This window comes from Klebsiella sp. CN_Kp106 (assembly GCF_040064575.1).
GTDB lineage: Bacteria > Pseudomonadota > Gammaproteobacteria > Enterobacterales > Enterobacteriaceae > Klebsiella > Klebsiella michiganensis.
In genome coordinates, this window is record NZ_JBEAIG010000071.1 from 143732 (window position 1) to 158800 (window position 15069).

At 55.6% G+C, this 15069-nt stretch carries 11 protein-coding genes; 5 read left to right on the forward strand and 6 right to left on the reverse strand.

The window, feature by feature from the left end:
• Positions 1-13: 13 nt before the first annotated feature.
• Together edd and zwf are read right to left on the reverse strand one after the other, a co-directional pair.
• Entirely contained in the window at positions 14-1825 is a 1812-nt protein-coding gene (gene edd / locus ABLU96_RS27450) for a phosphogluconate dehydratase (protein WP_025106126.1), read from the reverse strand.
• 220 nt (positions 1826-2045) lie between these two features.
• Positions 2046-3521, reverse strand: coding sequence for a glucose-6-phosphate dehydrogenase (gene zwf / locus ABLU96_RS27455; protein ID WP_004122041.1), 1476 nt, complete (start codon positions 3519-3521; stop codon positions 2046-2048).
• Between the two features lie 326 nt (positions 3522-3847).
• On the opposite strand from zwf, the gene ABLU96_RS27460 reads away from it, so the two are divergent.
• Both ABLU96_RS27460 and pyk read left to right on the forward strand, forming a co-directional pair.
• Entirely contained in the window at positions 3848-4753 is a 906-nt protein-coding gene (locus tag ABLU96_RS27460; protein ID WP_161505349.1) for a MurR/RpiR family transcriptional regulator, read from the forward strand.
• 125 nt (positions 4754-4878) lie between these two features.
• Positions 4879-6321 carry a pyruvate kinase gene (pyk, locus tag ABLU96_RS27465; protein ID WP_004852109.1) on the forward strand — a complete coding sequence of 481 codons (1443 nt, stop codon included), beginning with the start codon at positions 4879-4881 and terminating at the stop codon, positions 6319-6321.
• Between the two features lie 64 nt (positions 6322-6385).
• On the opposite strand, the gene ABLU96_RS27470 is transcribed toward pyk, so the two are convergent.
• The gene (locus tag ABLU96_RS27470; protein WP_049082452.1) at positions 6386-7720 is read right to left on the reverse strand and encodes a 2-hydroxycarboxylate transporter family protein; all 1335 of its coding nucleotides are present in this window, start codon (positions 7718-7720) and stop codon (positions 6386-6388) included.
• A 416-nt stretch (positions 7721-8136) separates the two neighbouring features.
• Between ABLU96_RS27470 and ABLU96_RS27475 the strand changes: the two genes are divergently transcribed.
• From ABLU96_RS27475 to dcuR, 3 genes are all read left to right on the forward strand, one after another.
• Complete coding sequence (locus ABLU96_RS27475; RefSeq protein ID WP_025106124.1) at positions 8137-9084, forward strand: AEC family transporter; 948 nt, start codon at positions 8137-8139, stop codon at positions 9082-9084.
• Positions 9085-9146: 62 nt separating this feature from the next.
• Positions 9147-10832 (forward strand): NAD-dependent malic enzyme, encoded by a 1686-nt coding sequence (locus ABLU96_RS27480; protein WP_064405645.1) that lies wholly within the window; start codon positions 9147-9149, stop codon positions 10830-10832.
• Between the two features lie 63 nt (positions 10833-10895).
• Positions 10896-11612, forward strand: coding sequence for a two-component system response regulator DcuR (gene dcuR / locus ABLU96_RS27485; RefSeq protein WP_025106122.1), 717 nt, complete (start codon positions 10896-10898; stop codon positions 11610-11612).
• Between the two features lie 27 nt (positions 11613-11639).
• Here dcuR and lpxM read toward each other — a convergent pair whose 3' ends face one another.
• The 3 genes from lpxM to znuA all read right to left on the reverse strand — a co-directional run bounded on the left by lpxM (position 11640) and on the right by znuA (position 15026).
• Positions 11640-12626, reverse strand: a complete 987-nt coding sequence (gene lpxM, locus ABLU96_RS27490) for a lauroyl-Kdo(2)-lipid IV(A) myristoyltransferase (protein WP_048260994.1) — start codon at positions 12624-12626, stop codon at positions 11640-11642.
• A 117-nt stretch (positions 12627-12743) separates the two neighbouring features.
• Positions 12744-14066, reverse strand: coding sequence for a murein DD-endopeptidase MepM (mepM, locus tag ABLU96_RS27495; RefSeq protein WP_004852121.1), 1323 nt, complete (start codon positions 14064-14066; stop codon positions 12744-12746).
• Between the two features lie 15 nt (positions 14067-14081).
• A complete protein-coding gene (znuA, locus tag ABLU96_RS27500) occupies positions 14082-15026 on the reverse strand; it encodes a zinc ABC transporter substrate-binding protein ZnuA (protein ID WP_004852123.1) in 945 nt (314 codons plus the stop codon).
• Between the last annotated feature and the right edge of the window lie 43 nt (positions 15027-15069).

The following is a 15069-nucleotide window of genomic DNA, read 5'->3' on the forward strand; positions in this document are numbered from 1 at the left end:
AAATCGAATCGTCTTAAAAATTGATGCAGGTTGCGCCCTGTTCTGCTCCGGAGAGTTTCTCACGCAGCGCACCGAACATTTCCCGGCCGGTTCCCACGCGCGAACCGCTCAGGTCAGGAATATGCGCCTGACGCGCGGCCAGCTCTGCGTCATCGACCAGCAGCGTTAGCTCGCCCGTCTGGCCGTTGACGCGGATGATATCGCCATCGCGTACCTTGGCCAGCAGGCCCCCATCGTACGCTTCGGGCGTCACGTGGATTGCCGATGGCACTTTGCCTGATGCGCCGGAGAGACGACCATCGGTTACCAGCGCAATTTTGAAACGGCGGTCCAATAATACACCAAGTGGCGGCATAAGTTTATGTAATTCTGGCATGCCGTTCGCTTTTGGCCCCTGATGACGGACGACAACCACGCAATCTTTGTCGAGCAGCCCCGCTTCAAAGGCGGGCAGTACGTCATGCTGGCTCTCGAAAACCACCGCAGGAGCTTCAATAATCTGGTTTTCAACCGGCACGGCGGAGGTTTTCATGACCGCGCGTCCGAGGTTACCACTCAACACTTTGGTGCCGCCGTGGCGAGAGAACGGTTTGTCAAACGTGGCGATAACCTGTTCGTCCAGCGGCGCGGTCGCCCCTTCGCGCCAGTCAAGTTCGCCGTTATTAAGCCAGGGCTCCATGGTGTAGCGAGAGAGGCCGAAGCCGGCCACGGTGTGAACATCTTCATGCAGCAGGCCGCCTTTCAGCAGCTCGCGCACCAGCACCGGCACGCCGCCAGCCGCCTGGAAGTGGTTAATATCCGCCGGGCCGTTCGGGTAGAGGCGCGCCAGCAGCGGCACCACGTCAGAGAGATCGGAGAAATCATCCCAGTTAATGATGATCCCTGCCGCCCGCGCCATAGCCACCAGGTGCATGGTGTGGTTGGTGGAGCCGCCGGTTGCCAGCAGCGCGACAATCCCATTGACCACCACTTTTTCATCAAACATTTTGCCCAGCGGCATCCACTCGTTACCGTTGCCGGTCAGGCGGGTCACCTGGCGGGCGGCGGCGGCGGTCAGCGCTTCGCGCAGCGGCGCATCCGGATGCACGAATGACGATCCGGGCAGCTGCATCCCCATAAACTCAACCACCATCTGGTTGGTATTGGCGGTACCGTAGAAGGTACAGGTGCCAGGCGCATGGTAAGACGCGGCTTCGGACTCCAGCAGCGCCATACGATCCACTTTGCCTTCCGCATAGAGCTGACGAATGCGCACTTTTTCTTTATTCGCCAGGCCGCTGGCCATCGGCCCGGAAGGGATAAAGATGGACGGCAGGTGGCCGAACGACAGCGCAGCCATCGCCAGGCCGGGGACAATTTTATCGCAGACGCCGAGGTAGAGCGCGCCGTCAAACATGTTGTGCGACAGGCCAATCGCGGCGGACATGGCAATCACTTCGCGGCTGAGCAGCGACAGCTCCATCCCATCCTGCCCCTGCGTCACGCCATCGCACATCGCCGGAACGCCGCCGGCGACCTGGCCTACCGCGTTCGCGGAGTGCAGCGCTTTGCGGATAATGTCCGGATAGCGCTCATAGGGCTGGTGGGCGGACAGCATATCGTTGTAGGAGGTAATAATGGCGATGTTATTGCGCAGCATGCTTTTCAGCGAGGCTTTGTCATCCGCCTGGCAGGCGGCAAAGCCGTGGGCCAGGTTACCGCATGCCAGCTGGGCGCGATGAACGGTGTCGGTTTTGGCCTGGTTAATCCGGGCGAGGTAGGCTTCGCGGGTATCGCGCGAGCGTTCGATGATGCGATTTGTTACCCGTAACATTTCAGAATTCATAAAGGCTCCTCAAATTTCATCTGTCCGGCCGCAGCGCTTTAGCGGTACTTTTAGGGGCTTAGGGCACCAGTACTGGGGCTCAGGGGCAAAATATCTGCAGGCAGTGTAATAAAAAAAGCCCCGGGGGTGAATCCTCCGGGGCTTAAAAGATTAAAAATTACGCGACTTGCTGCGTCAGATCATGTTACCGGTAAAATAACCCTGACGGAGGAGCTGGCGATTACTCAAACTCGTTCCACGAACGACCGTCGCGGGTGATCATCGCCACGGAGGCAACCGGCCCCCAGGTACCCGCCTGATACGGTTTCGGCGAATCACGATCGGCAGCCCAGGCTTCAGTGATGGAATCGACCCACTTCCACGCCTCTTCCACTTCATCACGACGGACGAACAGCGCCTGGATACCGCGCATCGTTTCCAGCAGCAGGCGCTCGTAGGCATCCGCCAGGTGGGTTTGATTAAAGGTTTCCGAGTAGCTCAGATCCAGCTTGGTGATCTGCAGGTTATGCTTGTGGTCAAGTCCGGGAACTTTGTTCAGCACCTGGATATCCACCCCTTCATCCGGCTGCAGACGAATGGTCAGCTTATTCTGCGGCAGCTCTTGCCAGGTCTCTTTGAACAGGTTCAGTTCCGGCGTCTTGAAGTAAACCACGACTTCGGAACACTTGGTCGGCAGACGTTTACCGGTACGCAGGTAGAACGGTACGCCCGCCCAGCGCCAGTTGTCGATATCCACGCGGATCGCCACGAAGGTTTCTGTATGGCTGGACTTGTTGGCCCCCTCTTCCTCGAGGTAGCCCGGCACTTTTTTGCCCTGGGCAAAACCGGCGGTGTACTGGCCGCGCACCGTTTTTTCACGCACGTTGGTGCGGTCAATGCGGCGCAGCGATTTCAGCACCTTCACTTTTTCATCGCGGATGCTATCGGCAGTCAAATCTGACGGCGGGGACATGGCAATCATGCACAGAATTTGCAGCAGGTGGTTCTGGATCATGTCGCGCATCTGCCCGGCCTGATCGAAGTAGCCCCAGCGGCCCTCAATGCCCACCTCTTCCGCCACGGTGATCTCGACGTGATCGATGGTGCGGCTGTCCCAGTTATTGACGAACAGCGAGTTGGCAAAGCGCAGCGCCAGCAGGTTCAGCACAGTCTCTTTACCCAGATAGTGGTCGATACGGTAGACCTGGCACTCTTCAAAGAACTCACCCACCCGATCGTTGATCTCGCGGGAGGTTTCCAGGGAGGTACCCAGCGGTTTCTCCATCACCACGCGGGCCGGCTTGGCGTTCAGCTTCGCTTCACCCAGACCTTTGCAAATCGCGCCAAAGGTGCTCGGCGGCATGGCGAAATAGTTAATGGTCACCCGCTCTTTTTGATCGAGCATTTTGCCCAGGCGGGTAAACGCTTTGGTATCGTTGACGTCAAGGTTACAAAAATCCAGACGCCCGCTCAGGGTCTCCCACAAACCTTCATCGATTTTCTCCTTCATGAAGGTTTCCATCGCTTCGCGGACTACCTTGGTGTAAGCGTCTTTGTCCCAGTCGGCGCGACCGACGCCGATGATGCGGGTGTCAGGGTGGATCTGGCCCGCTTTTTCAAGCTGATACAGGGAAGGCAGCAATTTACGTCGCGCCAGGTCACCCTTCGCGCCGAAAATGACCAGATCGCATGCCTGGGCCGTTTGCGTTACCGCCATGTCATTCTCCTTAGTTGATAGCCCGGTGCTTATGCCAGACTATAGTTGTATTTGTAATTTTCTTTCACTGCATCGTACTGTGTTTACGAATTTCCCGAAACCCTCAGCGGCCGTTCCCGCTGCTAAATCGCACTGGGTGGAAAATAGAGGCTGAGATTTTGGGCATGCGGCTAATATTGTTCGTTGTTTCGACCGATTATCAGTTAGTAAAATACGACTCTGATCATGTAATGAAAAAAAACAACATATTTTCAGGTCATTCCTCACCGTTTCCGACTACGGAGGGGGTATATTCTTGCTAAAACGCCTGATGATTTCACCCATTAATGAAATCGCTTCCATTGATGAGCGCCCGATTACCCATGAATATGCTGGAAAAAATCCAGTCCCGGCTGGAACACCTTAGCAAATCTGAACGCAAAGTGGCGGAAGTCATCCTTGCTACCCCCGCGCAGGCCATTCATTCAAGTATTGCCGCCCTGGCGCTGGAAGCCGGCGTCAGCGAGCCCACGGTTAACCGTTTCTGCCGCAGCCTGGAAACGCGCGGTTTCCCGGATTTCAAACTGCATCTTGCACAAAGCCTGGCGCACGGTACGCTCTATGTTAACCGCAACGTCGATGAAGACGACAGCGTTGAGTCCTATACGGGAAAGATATTTGAGTCAGCCATGGCCAGTTTAGATCAGGTCCATCATTCTCTCGACATGTCGGCGATCAATCGCGCGGTTGACCTGCTCACGCAGGCGAAGAAAATCGCCTTTTTTGGCCTGGGCTCTTCGGCCGCCGTCGCCCACGACGCGATGAACAAGTTTTTCCGTTTTAACGTGCCGGTGATCTATTCCGACGACATCGTCCTGCAACGCATGAGCTGTATGAACTGTAATGACGATGATGTGGTGGTGATCATCTCGCATACCGGCAGGACTAAAAGCCTGGTGGAGCTGGCTCAGCTGGCCCGCGAAAACGATGCGATGGTGATCGCGATTACCTCCCCCGGCACGCCGCTTTCCCGGGAATCAACGCTGGCGATTACCCTGGACGTACCGGAAGATACCGATATCTATATGCCGATGGTCTCCCGCTTAGCGCAGCTGACGGTGATTGATGTCCTGGCGACCGGCTTCACCCTGCGGCGGGGAGCAAAATTCAGAGATAACTTGAAGAGGGTCAAGGAAGCGCTCAAGGAATCGCGCTTTGATAAAGAGCTCAGCGTACACAGCAATGACCAATAAAAGTAGAAACAAAGCACTATCCTATTACACCGTCGGTAACGTTCCGGTATAGCGACTTTGCTCGTCGGCGCTACCGAATCCATGTTCACGCAACACCAAAGTTGTTTCAGTCAACGGAGTATTACATGTCCAGAAGGCTTCGCAGAACCAAAATCGTGACTACCTTAGGCCCGGCTACCGACCGCGATAACAACCTTGAGAAGGTTATTGCCGCAGGCGCTAACGTGGTACGTATGAACTTCTCTCACGGCACCGCGGAGGATCATCAGATCCGCGCGGATAAAGTCCGTGAGATTGCGGCGAAACTGGGCCGTCATGTCGCGATTCTCGGTGACCTACAGGGGCCGAAAATCCGCGTTTCCACCTTCAAAGAAGGCAAAATTTTCCTCAATATCGGCGATAAATTCCTCCTCGACGCAAACCTGGGTAAAGGCGAAGGCGACAAAGAGAAAGTGGGCATCGACTATAAAGGGCTCCCGGCTGACGTGGTTCCGGGCGACATTCTGCTGCTGGACGACGGCCGCGTACAGCTGAAGGTCCTGGAAGTTCAGGGCATGAAGGTGTTCACCGAAGTCACCGTCGGCGGACCGTTGTCCAACAATAAGGGTATTAACAAGCTGGGCGGCGGCCTCTCGGCAGAAGCGCTGACGGAGAAAGACAAAGCGGACATCATCACCGCCGCCAAAATTGGCGTCGATTACCTGGCCGTCTCCTTCCCGCGCTGCGGCGAAGACCTGAACTACGCTCGTCGCCTGGCGCGCGATGCCGGCTGCGATGCCAAAATCGTCGCCAAAGTCGAGCGCGCGGAAGCGGTATGCGATCAGGACGCGATGGATGACGTGATCCTCGCCTCCGACGTTGTCATGGTGGCACGCGGCGACCTCGGCGTGGAAATCGGCGATCCGGAGCTGGTCGGCATCCAGAAGGCGCTGATCCGCCGCGCCCGTCAGCTGAACCGCTCGGTCATTACCGCGACGCAGATGATGGAGTCGATGATCACCAACCCGATGCCAACCCGCGCCGAAGTCATGGACGTGGCGAACGCCGTGCTGGACGGCACCGACGCCGTGATGCTGTCGGCAGAAACCGCCGCGGGCCAGTATCCGTCTGAGACCGTTGCCGCGATGGCGCGCGTCTGCCTCGGCGCGGAAAAAATCCCCAGCCTCAACGTCTCCAAGCACCGCCTGGACATTCAGTTCGATAACGTGGAAGAAGCCATTGCGATGTCCGCCATGTACGCGGCAAACCACCTCAAGGGCGTCACCGCTATCATTACCATGACGGAATCCGGTCGGACCGCGCTGATGACTTCCCGCATCAGCTCCGGCCTGCCGATTTTCGCGCTGTCTCGCCACGAGCGCACGCTGAACCTGACCGCGCTGTATCGCGGCGTGACCCCGGTGCATTTCGATAGCGTCAATGAAGGCGTAGCCGCTGCGCACGACGCGGTAACGCTGCTGCGTGATAAAGGCTATCTGGTGACCGGCGACCTGGTTATCGTCACTCAGGGTGACGTGATGAGCACCATCGGTAGCACCAACACCACCCGCATTCTGACCGTCGAGTAAGCCTCTCCACCTACCTGCCAGCGCCGCAGCTGGCAGGTATTTTTTTGCCCCCTCGCCCGCTAAACTACGCAAGCCAGCTCAACAATAGCGTGGCGGTAATCACCGTCGACGCGCCGCCGATACGGGTGGCTATCTGGGCAAAAGGCATTAATCCCATTCGGTTTGATGCCGAGAGAATGGCAACGTCTCCCGTCCCCCCAAGCCCGCTGTGGCAGCTGGTGACGATGGCCGCTTCGACCGGGTACATATTCAAACGAGAAGCGATAAGAAAGCCGCTTAGCGCCATCGCAATGACGATTGAGCCACAAACCACCACGTAGCCAACCGAGAAGACCGCGACCACGCTTTCCAGAGGAACATACAGCATTCCCAGGCCTATCATCAGCGGCCAAACCAGCGCGGCGGAGACGAACTTGTAGCAGCTGTGCGCCCCCAGTTCCATCGCCGCCGGGATAACCTTCGCGTATTTGCAAAATACCGCGGCCAGAATCATCAGCACCGGCCCCGGAATATGCACCACCTTTTCCAGCAGACCGCCGACGATAAAAAACGCGCAAATCATTAATAATCCGGCCCCCATCAGCTGGAAATCCGTGGGCTGCGCGCGCTGATTTTGCGCAAAGACGCTGTTATCTTCATGGCTGCGGATCAGCATTCCGCTGCCGGAGAGCGAAGGACGTCGCGTCCCCATGCGCGCCAGAAAACCGGCGCAGATGATGGCGAAAATGTTGCCCACCACGGCAGCCGGCGCCAGCTGCGCCACGTAAACGTCGGGCGTTTGCCCGAGAATAGCTGAATAGGCCAGCGACAGGGGCAGGATCCCTTCACCGATACCGCCGCCGATGATCGGCACGATAATAAAGAAAAAGGTGTGGTAGAAACTGTTGCCAAACAGGCTGCCCACCAGCAGGCCGGTTAAGATCGCCGCCCCGGTCCCCACCACCAGCGGGACAAACATACGTACCATTCCCTGAATCAGGATGGTTCTGTTCATGCCCAGAATGCTGCCGACGACCAGGCAGGCGATGACGAAATAGAGGAGGTTGGCCTCTTTCATCAGCAAGTGCACAGTATCGAGGGTATGCGCTTCGAACATGCCGAAATAGACCAGCACCGACGGCGTCATCAGGCACAAAATGGCCGGGCCGCCAACCTCCTTGAGGATTGGCACCATTCGGCCAATTTTAGCCAGCGCGAACCCCAGGGTCATGATTACCGCCAGACCGCCAATCATGTTCTTCGGCAGCAGGCCTGCGGTCGCGGAGATGGCAACAATTGCCGCTATCCCGATAAAGAGCACCAACGGCACGGCGCCGACCTCAATATTGGATAAAAGTCGTGGCGCCTGCCCGCTCGGCAGCGTTTTATCTATCGGGTGGTTGAGTGAGTTATTTTCCATATTTTTACCTGAATAATGATGTCACGTAGGGTATCGACGCAATATTAAAAGCGCGCAATCAAATAAATAAAAAAGTGCCAGGCAAAATACCAATGAAACAAAAAAAACGTTAGCACAGGACGTTAACATTAAAAATAAAATCCAGGTTTTACTGTCGTGCTTTGTGACTAAAGCATAATATTTATTTTAAGTAATTTAATTTATTACCCTGAAACTAAAGTTACCGGCATCGGTATAACTGAATAGCAGAGAGATAAAGTGATGACTCTGTCCTTTTTTCTCTATTTGTAAGTAAAGTATTTAAGACGAAATTATTTAAACCCCAGCGACTGTGATGACTATCACCTTTTAAATATTATGGGATCGCTAGATTAAAAAAACACAACGTAGCCGATAATATATTTTCAGGACATCTTATGCCTTCACTGCTCTTAGAATCCCTTTTTCCCCTGGTGTTTATCATGCTGCTCGGATGGCTAAGCGGTAAGCTGGGCTATACCCGCCGCGAGGATGCGTCCGTACTGGCCACGGTGGTCATTCGTTTCGCGCTTCCCTTCCATCTTTTTATCGGCGCACTGAATACTCATCCCGATAAGATGAAAAACTTCACCTTTATGGCGGTGTTAGTCATCGGTCTGATGGGGTCATATATCCTCACGCTCCTGATCTCACGCTATGTTTTTCGTCATGATATTAAAACCAGCGCGATTCAGTCCCTGGTGTGCGCGTTCCCCGACATGGCCTACTTTGGCGCTCCCGTGCTTGCGGTGCTGATTGGTCCGGAGGGTTTTCTCGGCGTGCTTATCGGTAACCTGGTGACCAGCGTATTGATGATCCCCCTGACCATCATCCTGATTCGCATGGGTGACAAGCGCGGCCGCGCTGACGCGGAACAGCCTAATCCGCTGCGGCTTATCCTGCAAAACCTGTTTAAAGCCGTCCGAAACCCGATTGTCTGGATACCGATTTCCGGGGTACTGCTCAGCCTTGCCGGAGTACAGCTGCCGCACATGCTGAGCATGCCCATTGAGATGGTGGGAAAAGTGGCGGGCGGCCTCTCCCTGTTCGCCCTTGGGCTGCTATTTTACGGCGAACGTCCTACGGTCAATATTCAAACCTGTACCAATATCAGCATCAAGAATCTGCTCCAGCCGGCCATGATGGCCGTAGCCGGTCTCGCCTTCGGGCTCAGCCATAGCCTGATGCAGCAGGTCATTATCATCGGCGCGACGCCTTCCGCCATTGCGGCAGGGATGTTTGCCCTGCGCAGCGATACCTATATCGAGCCCGCCTCATCCTCTATTTTGCTCGGTACCGCAGTGGGCGTCGTCACTGAAGGATTCATGATTTATTTAATCTCTTAATCACTGAAATAAAGCCCGAAGAATTCCGGCAATTATTTATTATGATATTCAGGAGTCATCAAATGTTAGCCACAGAAACCTTATATACGCCCTATAACGGCGCCGTGCTGCTGGAAAATCCGTTATTAAATAAAGGTCTCGCATTTACTGAAGGTGAACGTACCGCGTTTAATCTTCAGGGTCTGCTGCCGCATAATGTCGAAACGATTGAAGAGCAAACCGCGCGCGCGTGGGGGCAGTTTTGCCAGTTTAAACGGGATATTTCGCGCCATATCTACCTGCGAAATATTCAGGATACTAACGAGACCCTATTCTATAATCTGCTGCGCAGCCATATGAAAGAAACGCTGCCGATCATCTATACCCCAACGGTAGGTGAAGCATGTGAACACTTCTCTGAAATTTATCGCCGGGGACGCGGTCTGTTTATTTCATGGCCTAACCGTCACAACATTGATGAGATGCTGCAGGGCTTTTCCCGCAATGATATCAACGTTATTGTGGTGACCGACGGCGAGCGCATTCTTGGCCTCGGCGACCAGGGGATTGGCGGCATGGGGATCCCGATTGGTAAACTCTCGTTATATACAGCCTGCGGGGGTATACACCCGGCATCAACGCTCCCCATTATGCTGGACGTGGGCACCAACAACGCCCAGCATCTTGAGGACCCGCTGTATATGGGCTGGCGTCATCCGCGTATAAGCGACGAGCAGTACATGGAATTTATGGACATGTTTGTCCATGCCATCACGCAGCGCTGGCCCAATGTGCTACTACAGTTCGAAGATTTTGCGCAAAAAAACGCCACCCGGCTTCTTAACCGCTATCGTCACCAGCTGTGCTGTTTCAACGATGATATTCAGGGCACGGCAGCCGTGACCTCAGGCACGCTGATCGCTGCCGCCGCTGCCGCCGGTACGCGGATCCGCGATCAGCGAGTGGTGTTTCTCGGCAGCGGATCGGCCGGATGTGGGATAGCGGAAAAAATCATTGCGCTGATGGTTGATGACGGGCTCTCAGAGCAGGAAGCGAGCAATCGCATCTTTATGGTAGACCGCCCTGGCCTGTTGACCGATGAGATGCCGGATTTGCTGGATTTCCAGCAGGGCCACGTCACGCCGCGGAAAAATCTTACCCGCTGGGATACCGATGCGGCCCACCTGTCGCTGATGGATGTTGTACGCAACGTCCATCCCACCGTGCTGATTGGCGTATCCGGCCAGCCGGGACTGTTCAGCGAAGAGATTATCAAAGAGATGCACCGGCACTGCCCGCGTCCGATTATTATGCCGCTGTCCAACCCGACCTCCCGCGCCGAAGCCCAGCCGAAGGATCTGCTGGAATGGACCCGGGGGAATGCGCTAATTGCCACCGGCAGCCCGTTCGCGCCCGTATTCTATGACGGTAAGACCTACGATATCGCCCAGTGCAACAATGCCTATGTTTTCCCCGGTCTGGGGCTGGGGATTCTGGCCAGCAAAGCGGCGCGCGTGACCGAAGGGATGCTTATCGCCTGCAGTAAAACCCTAGCCGCCCACTCGCCTTTGGCCACCCGCGACGCCGGCGGATTACTGCCGCCGGTCGACGAGATTGAGATGATTTCCCGGGCAATTGCCGCAGAGGTCGCACGCGCGGCTCAGCAGGATGGCGTCGCGCCGCAGATTGACGAGGCTCAGCTGGCCGCGAATATCGATAAAATGTTCTGGCGAGCGCGCTACACCGCATATAAACGATCGCCATTTTGATCGCCATCCCAGACACATATTACGGGAAGCGCGCCGGCTTCCCGCCGCACCGGGAAACCCCGCATGATTAATGTGCTGATTGTCGATGATGATTCCATGGTGGCCGAGCTGAACCGGCTGTTTCTCAGCCGGGTGGCGGACTTCCACTGCTGCGGCGTGGCCCCCACGGTCCGCGAAGCCAGGGAGATGCTTAGCCATTTGGCGCAGGTCGATCTGGTGCTGCTGGATGTCTACATGCAGCAAGAGAACGGGCTGGATCTGCTGCCCGCGCTACGCGCCGATGCGCGAAATATTGATGTCATTATGATTACCTCCGCTGCCGATAGGTGCACGGTTCAGACGGCGCTGCATTATGGCGTGGTCGATTACCTGATTAAACCGTTTCAGTTTCCGCGCTTTGAGGAGGCGCTGTTGTCATGGCGTAAAAAGCGCGATCTGAAGAATGCGAAATCCAGCTACGCCCAGGCCGATGTGGACAGCCTGCTGCGCAGCGGGGTTCAGCAGCAGGAAAGCGCACGCCGCTTGCCGAAAGGGCTTACGCCGCAGACGCTTCGTCTGGTGTGCCAGTGGATTGACGCCTGGCAGGAACGTGACTTTTCGACCAATGAACTGGCCGCGGCGCTGCAGATATCCCGGGTCTCATGCCGCAAATATCTGATTTGGCTGGAGCAGATAAATATCCTCTACACCACCAACCATTACGGCATCACCGGTCGTCCGGAATATCGTTACCGGCTCGTTGCCGATCATTTGGCGCTACTCAAACAATACGGCCAATGAACCCGGTGAGGCCATTGGCTGCGATTTTCACCCCTGATGCGGCTTCTTCTTGGGGTACAGCTCTTTACGCTTGTAGGGCTCGATTTCACCCGGCTTGCGCGTTTTCAGCAGCTTGAGGATCCAGGTGTACTGCTCGGTATGCGGCTTCACGAACACTTCCACCTCTTCGTTCATCCGCCGGGCGATAGTGTTATCGTCCGCCTCCAGCAGATCGTCCATCGGCGGGCGCACCAGCACCGTCAGACGATGCGTTTTACCATCATAGACCGGGAACAGCGGTACGACGCGGGCGCGGCAGACTTTCATTAAACGGCCGATCGCCGGGAGCGTCGCTTTATAGGTGGCAAAGAAATCAACAAACTCGCTGTGCTCGGCGCCGTGATCCTGATCCGGCAGATAGTAGCCCCAGTACCCCTGACGCACCGACTGAATAAACGGTTTGATCCCGTCGTTGCGCGCGTGCATACGTCCACCGAAACGACGGCGCACGGTATTCCAGACGTAATCAAATACCGGATTGCCCTGATTATGGAACATCGCCGCCATTTTTTGCCCGCCGGAAGCCATCAGCATCGCCGGAATATCCACGCCCCAGGCATGGGGAACCAGAAAGATCACTTTCTCGTTGTTTCTCTGCATCTCCTCGATGATCTCTTTGCCCTGCCAGTCGACGCGAGAAAGAATGCGCTGCGGGTCGCGCAGGCCTAACTCCGCCATCATGACCATCGCCTGCGGCGCGGAGGCATACATTGCATCAATAATGGCTTCTCGTTCCTGCTCACTCTTTTCCGGGAAACAGTACAGCAGGTTAATCTGTGCCCGACGGCGCGAACTCTTTGCCAGGCGCCCCACAAAGCGCCCCATTTTGCCGAGAATCGGATCGCGGAAAGAGGCCGGCGTCAGAGCGATACCGGCGAAGGCAAAAACCCCTAACCACGCGCCCCAGTAGCGCGGTAGTAAAAAGGATTTTTCAAATTTTGGAATAAATTCAATATTATTTTTTTTCGTTTCCATGCCCAATCCGCAGAATTACCGCTCAATAAAGATAATGGGTTAGTTTAGCGATACGTTGAGTAACGTACAAAAGAAAAAGCCGGCGCACAGCGTGCACCGGCTTTAACTGACGGAAGGTTAGTCAAACCGCAGCTGCGGAATCACCTGTTTTGCCTGCGCCAGATAATCGGTACGGTCGGAACCGCTGAGCCCTTCCGTACGCGGCAGTTTCGCCGTTAGCGGGTTGACCGCCTGCTGGTTGATCCACACTTCATAATGCAGATGCGGACCGGTAGAACGCCCTGTGTTGCCCGACAGCGCAATACGATCGCCGCGTTTCACCTTCTGCCCGGGTTTGACCAGCAGCTTACGCAGGTGCATATAGCGGGTGGTATAGGTGCGACCATGACGGACGGCGACGTAATAACCTGCCGCACCGCTACGTTTAGCCACCACCACTTCGCCATCCCCTACCGACAGCACCGGCGTACCCTGCGGCATCGCAAAATCGACGCCACGATGCGGCGCGACGCGGCCGGTCACCGGGTTCAGACGACGCGGGTTAAAGTTCGAAGAGACGCGGAACTGACGTGCGGTCGGGAAGCGCAGGAACCCCTTCGCCAGGCCGGTACCGTTGCGGTCGTAGAATTTGCCATCCTCAGCGCGGATCGCGTAATAGTCTTTACCCTCCGAGCGCAGGCGCACGCCAAGCAGCTGGCTTTGCTCGCGCTTACCGTCGAGCATTTCACGCGACATCAGCACGGAGAATTCATCGCCTTTTTTCAGCTTACGGAAGTCCATCTGCCACTGCATGGCTTTGATCACCGCGCTGATTTCGGTACTGGTCAGGCCGGCATCGCGAGCGCTGGCGACGAAGCTGCCGCCTACGGTACCTTTCAGTACGCTATTGACCCAGTCGCCTTTTTGCAGCTCGCTGCTCATTTTGAAACCGTTTGCAACCCGATCGTAGGTGCGGGTTTCGCGGCGCGACATCTCCCAGGTCAGGCTTTGCAGGTCACCGTCCGCCGTCAGGGTCCAGGAGAGCTGTTGACCAATTTTCAGATTACGCAGCTCTTTATCCACCGAGGAGAGCCGGGCGATATCGCCCATATCAATGCCGTACTGATTAAGAATGCTGCTAAGCGTATCGCCGGTCGAGACCACATATTCGTGGCCACCGGAATCGCTATCCGCCTTGTCATCCAGCTCGTCCTGAGGGATAGCCTCTTCTTCCTGAGGCGCCTGATCGATGGGTTCCGAAGCTTCTGGCAGCAGCGAACGAATTTCGCTTTGTTCCAGCTCGATGGTTCTGGTGATGGGGGTGGATTCAGGATGGTGGTATATGTAAGGCCGCCAGACGGCGACCGCTAATGTAAGAACGCTAAGCGACCCCAGCATAACGCGGTGAGGTCGTGGCAGATTGTTAAATGCCTGAGTGACAGCGCGGGCTATCTGTTGCACGTATTCACTTCCTCGTTATTCTCCTTTCAGGCAGCTTGAATACTGATTCGCCATCTGGCTCAGGAATTGCGGGTAACTCTCTTTACCCAGCTTAATTCCGATTCCAAGTGGATCCAGGGTTCCCATGCGCACGGACGTTCCCCTGGCAACAGCTTCGATGACCGCTGGCCTGAACTGTGGCTCAGCAAAAACGCAAGTTGCTTTTTGCTCAACCAGCTGTGTTCTGATTTCGTGTAAACGCTGCGCACCAGGCTGGATTTCAGGGTTGACAGTAAAATGACCCAGTGGGGTCAAACCGTAATGTTTTTCAAAGTAGCCGTAGGCGTCATGAAAAACGAAATATCCCTTCCCTTTCAGCGGTGCCAGCTCGGTCCCAACCTGCTTGTCGGTTGCGGCTAATTTTGCCTCAAAATCCTTCAGGTTGGCGTCAAGTTTGGCTCGACTCTGCGGCATAAGTTCCAATAATTTATCGTGGATTGCAACCGCCGAAAGGCGCGCTATCTCTGGGGAAAGCCACAGATGCATGTTATAGATGCCGTGATGGTGATCGTCGTCACTATTTTCCCCGGCGCCATGGTCGTGACCATGATGGTCGTCGTCGTCGTCGGTGCCTTTCATGAGTAACGGTTTCACGCCGTCAAGCTCGGCAATCGTCACCTTTTTGTTCGGCGCAATGCTTTGCGTTGACTTATCCATAAACGCCTCCATCTCTGGACCAATCCAGACCACTAAGTCTGCGTTCTGTAAGCGTTTTGCATCCGATGGCCGCAGCGAATAGTCATGCTCCGAGGCCCCGTCCGGCAGCAGTACCTGCGTCTGTGTCACCCCATCGGCGATAGCGGAAGCGATAAAGCCCAGTGGCTTAAGGGAAGTGACAACCGCGGCGCTGGCCAACGGCGCATGGGCGAACAAAAAAGCGGCGCTAAGTCCAGCGCAAAGAAGCGTATTTTTATGTAACATAATGCGTCTAATCATCGTATAGAATGAGAAAGATGTGATATTA

Bases quoted from the DNA above. Each gene is read 5' to 3' on its own strand.
- ABLU96_RS27470 (WP_049082452.1), bottom strand. From the start codon at position 7,720: ATGGAAAATAACTCACTCAACCACCCGATAGATAAAACGCTGCCGAGC.
- edd (WP_025106126.1), bottom strand. From the start codon at position 1,825: ATGAATTCTGAAATGTTACGGGTAACAAATCGCATCATCGAACGCTCG.
- ABLU96_RS27475 (WP_025106124.1), top strand. From the start codon at position 8,137: ATGCCTTCACTGCTCTTAGAATCCCTTTTTCCCCTGGTGTTTATCATG.
- lpxM (WP_048260994.1), bottom strand. From the start codon at position 12,626: ATGGAAACGAAAAAAAATAATATTGAATTTATTCCAAAATTTGAAAAA.
- pyk (WP_004852109.1), top strand. From the start codon at position 4,879: ATGTCCAGAAGGCTTCGCAGAACCAAAATCGTGACTACCTTAGGCCCG.
- znuA (WP_004852123.1), bottom strand. From the start codon at position 15,026: ATGTTACATAAAAATACGCTTCTTTGCGCTGGACTTAGCGCCGCTTTT.
- ABLU96_RS27480 (WP_064405645.1), top strand. From the start codon at position 9,147: ATGTTAGCCACAGAAACCTTATATACGCCCTATAACGGCGCCGTGCTG.
- zwf (WP_004122041.1), bottom strand. From the start codon at position 3,521: ATGGCGGTAACGCAAACGGCCCAGGCATGCGATCTGGTCATTTTCGGC.
- ABLU96_RS27460 (WP_161505349.1), top strand. From the start codon at position 3,848: ATGAAATCGCTTCCATTGATGAGCGCCCGATTACCCATGAATATGCTG.
- dcuR (WP_025106122.1), top strand. From the start codon at position 10,896: ATGATTAATGTGCTGATTGTCGATGATGATTCCATGGTGGCCGAGCTG.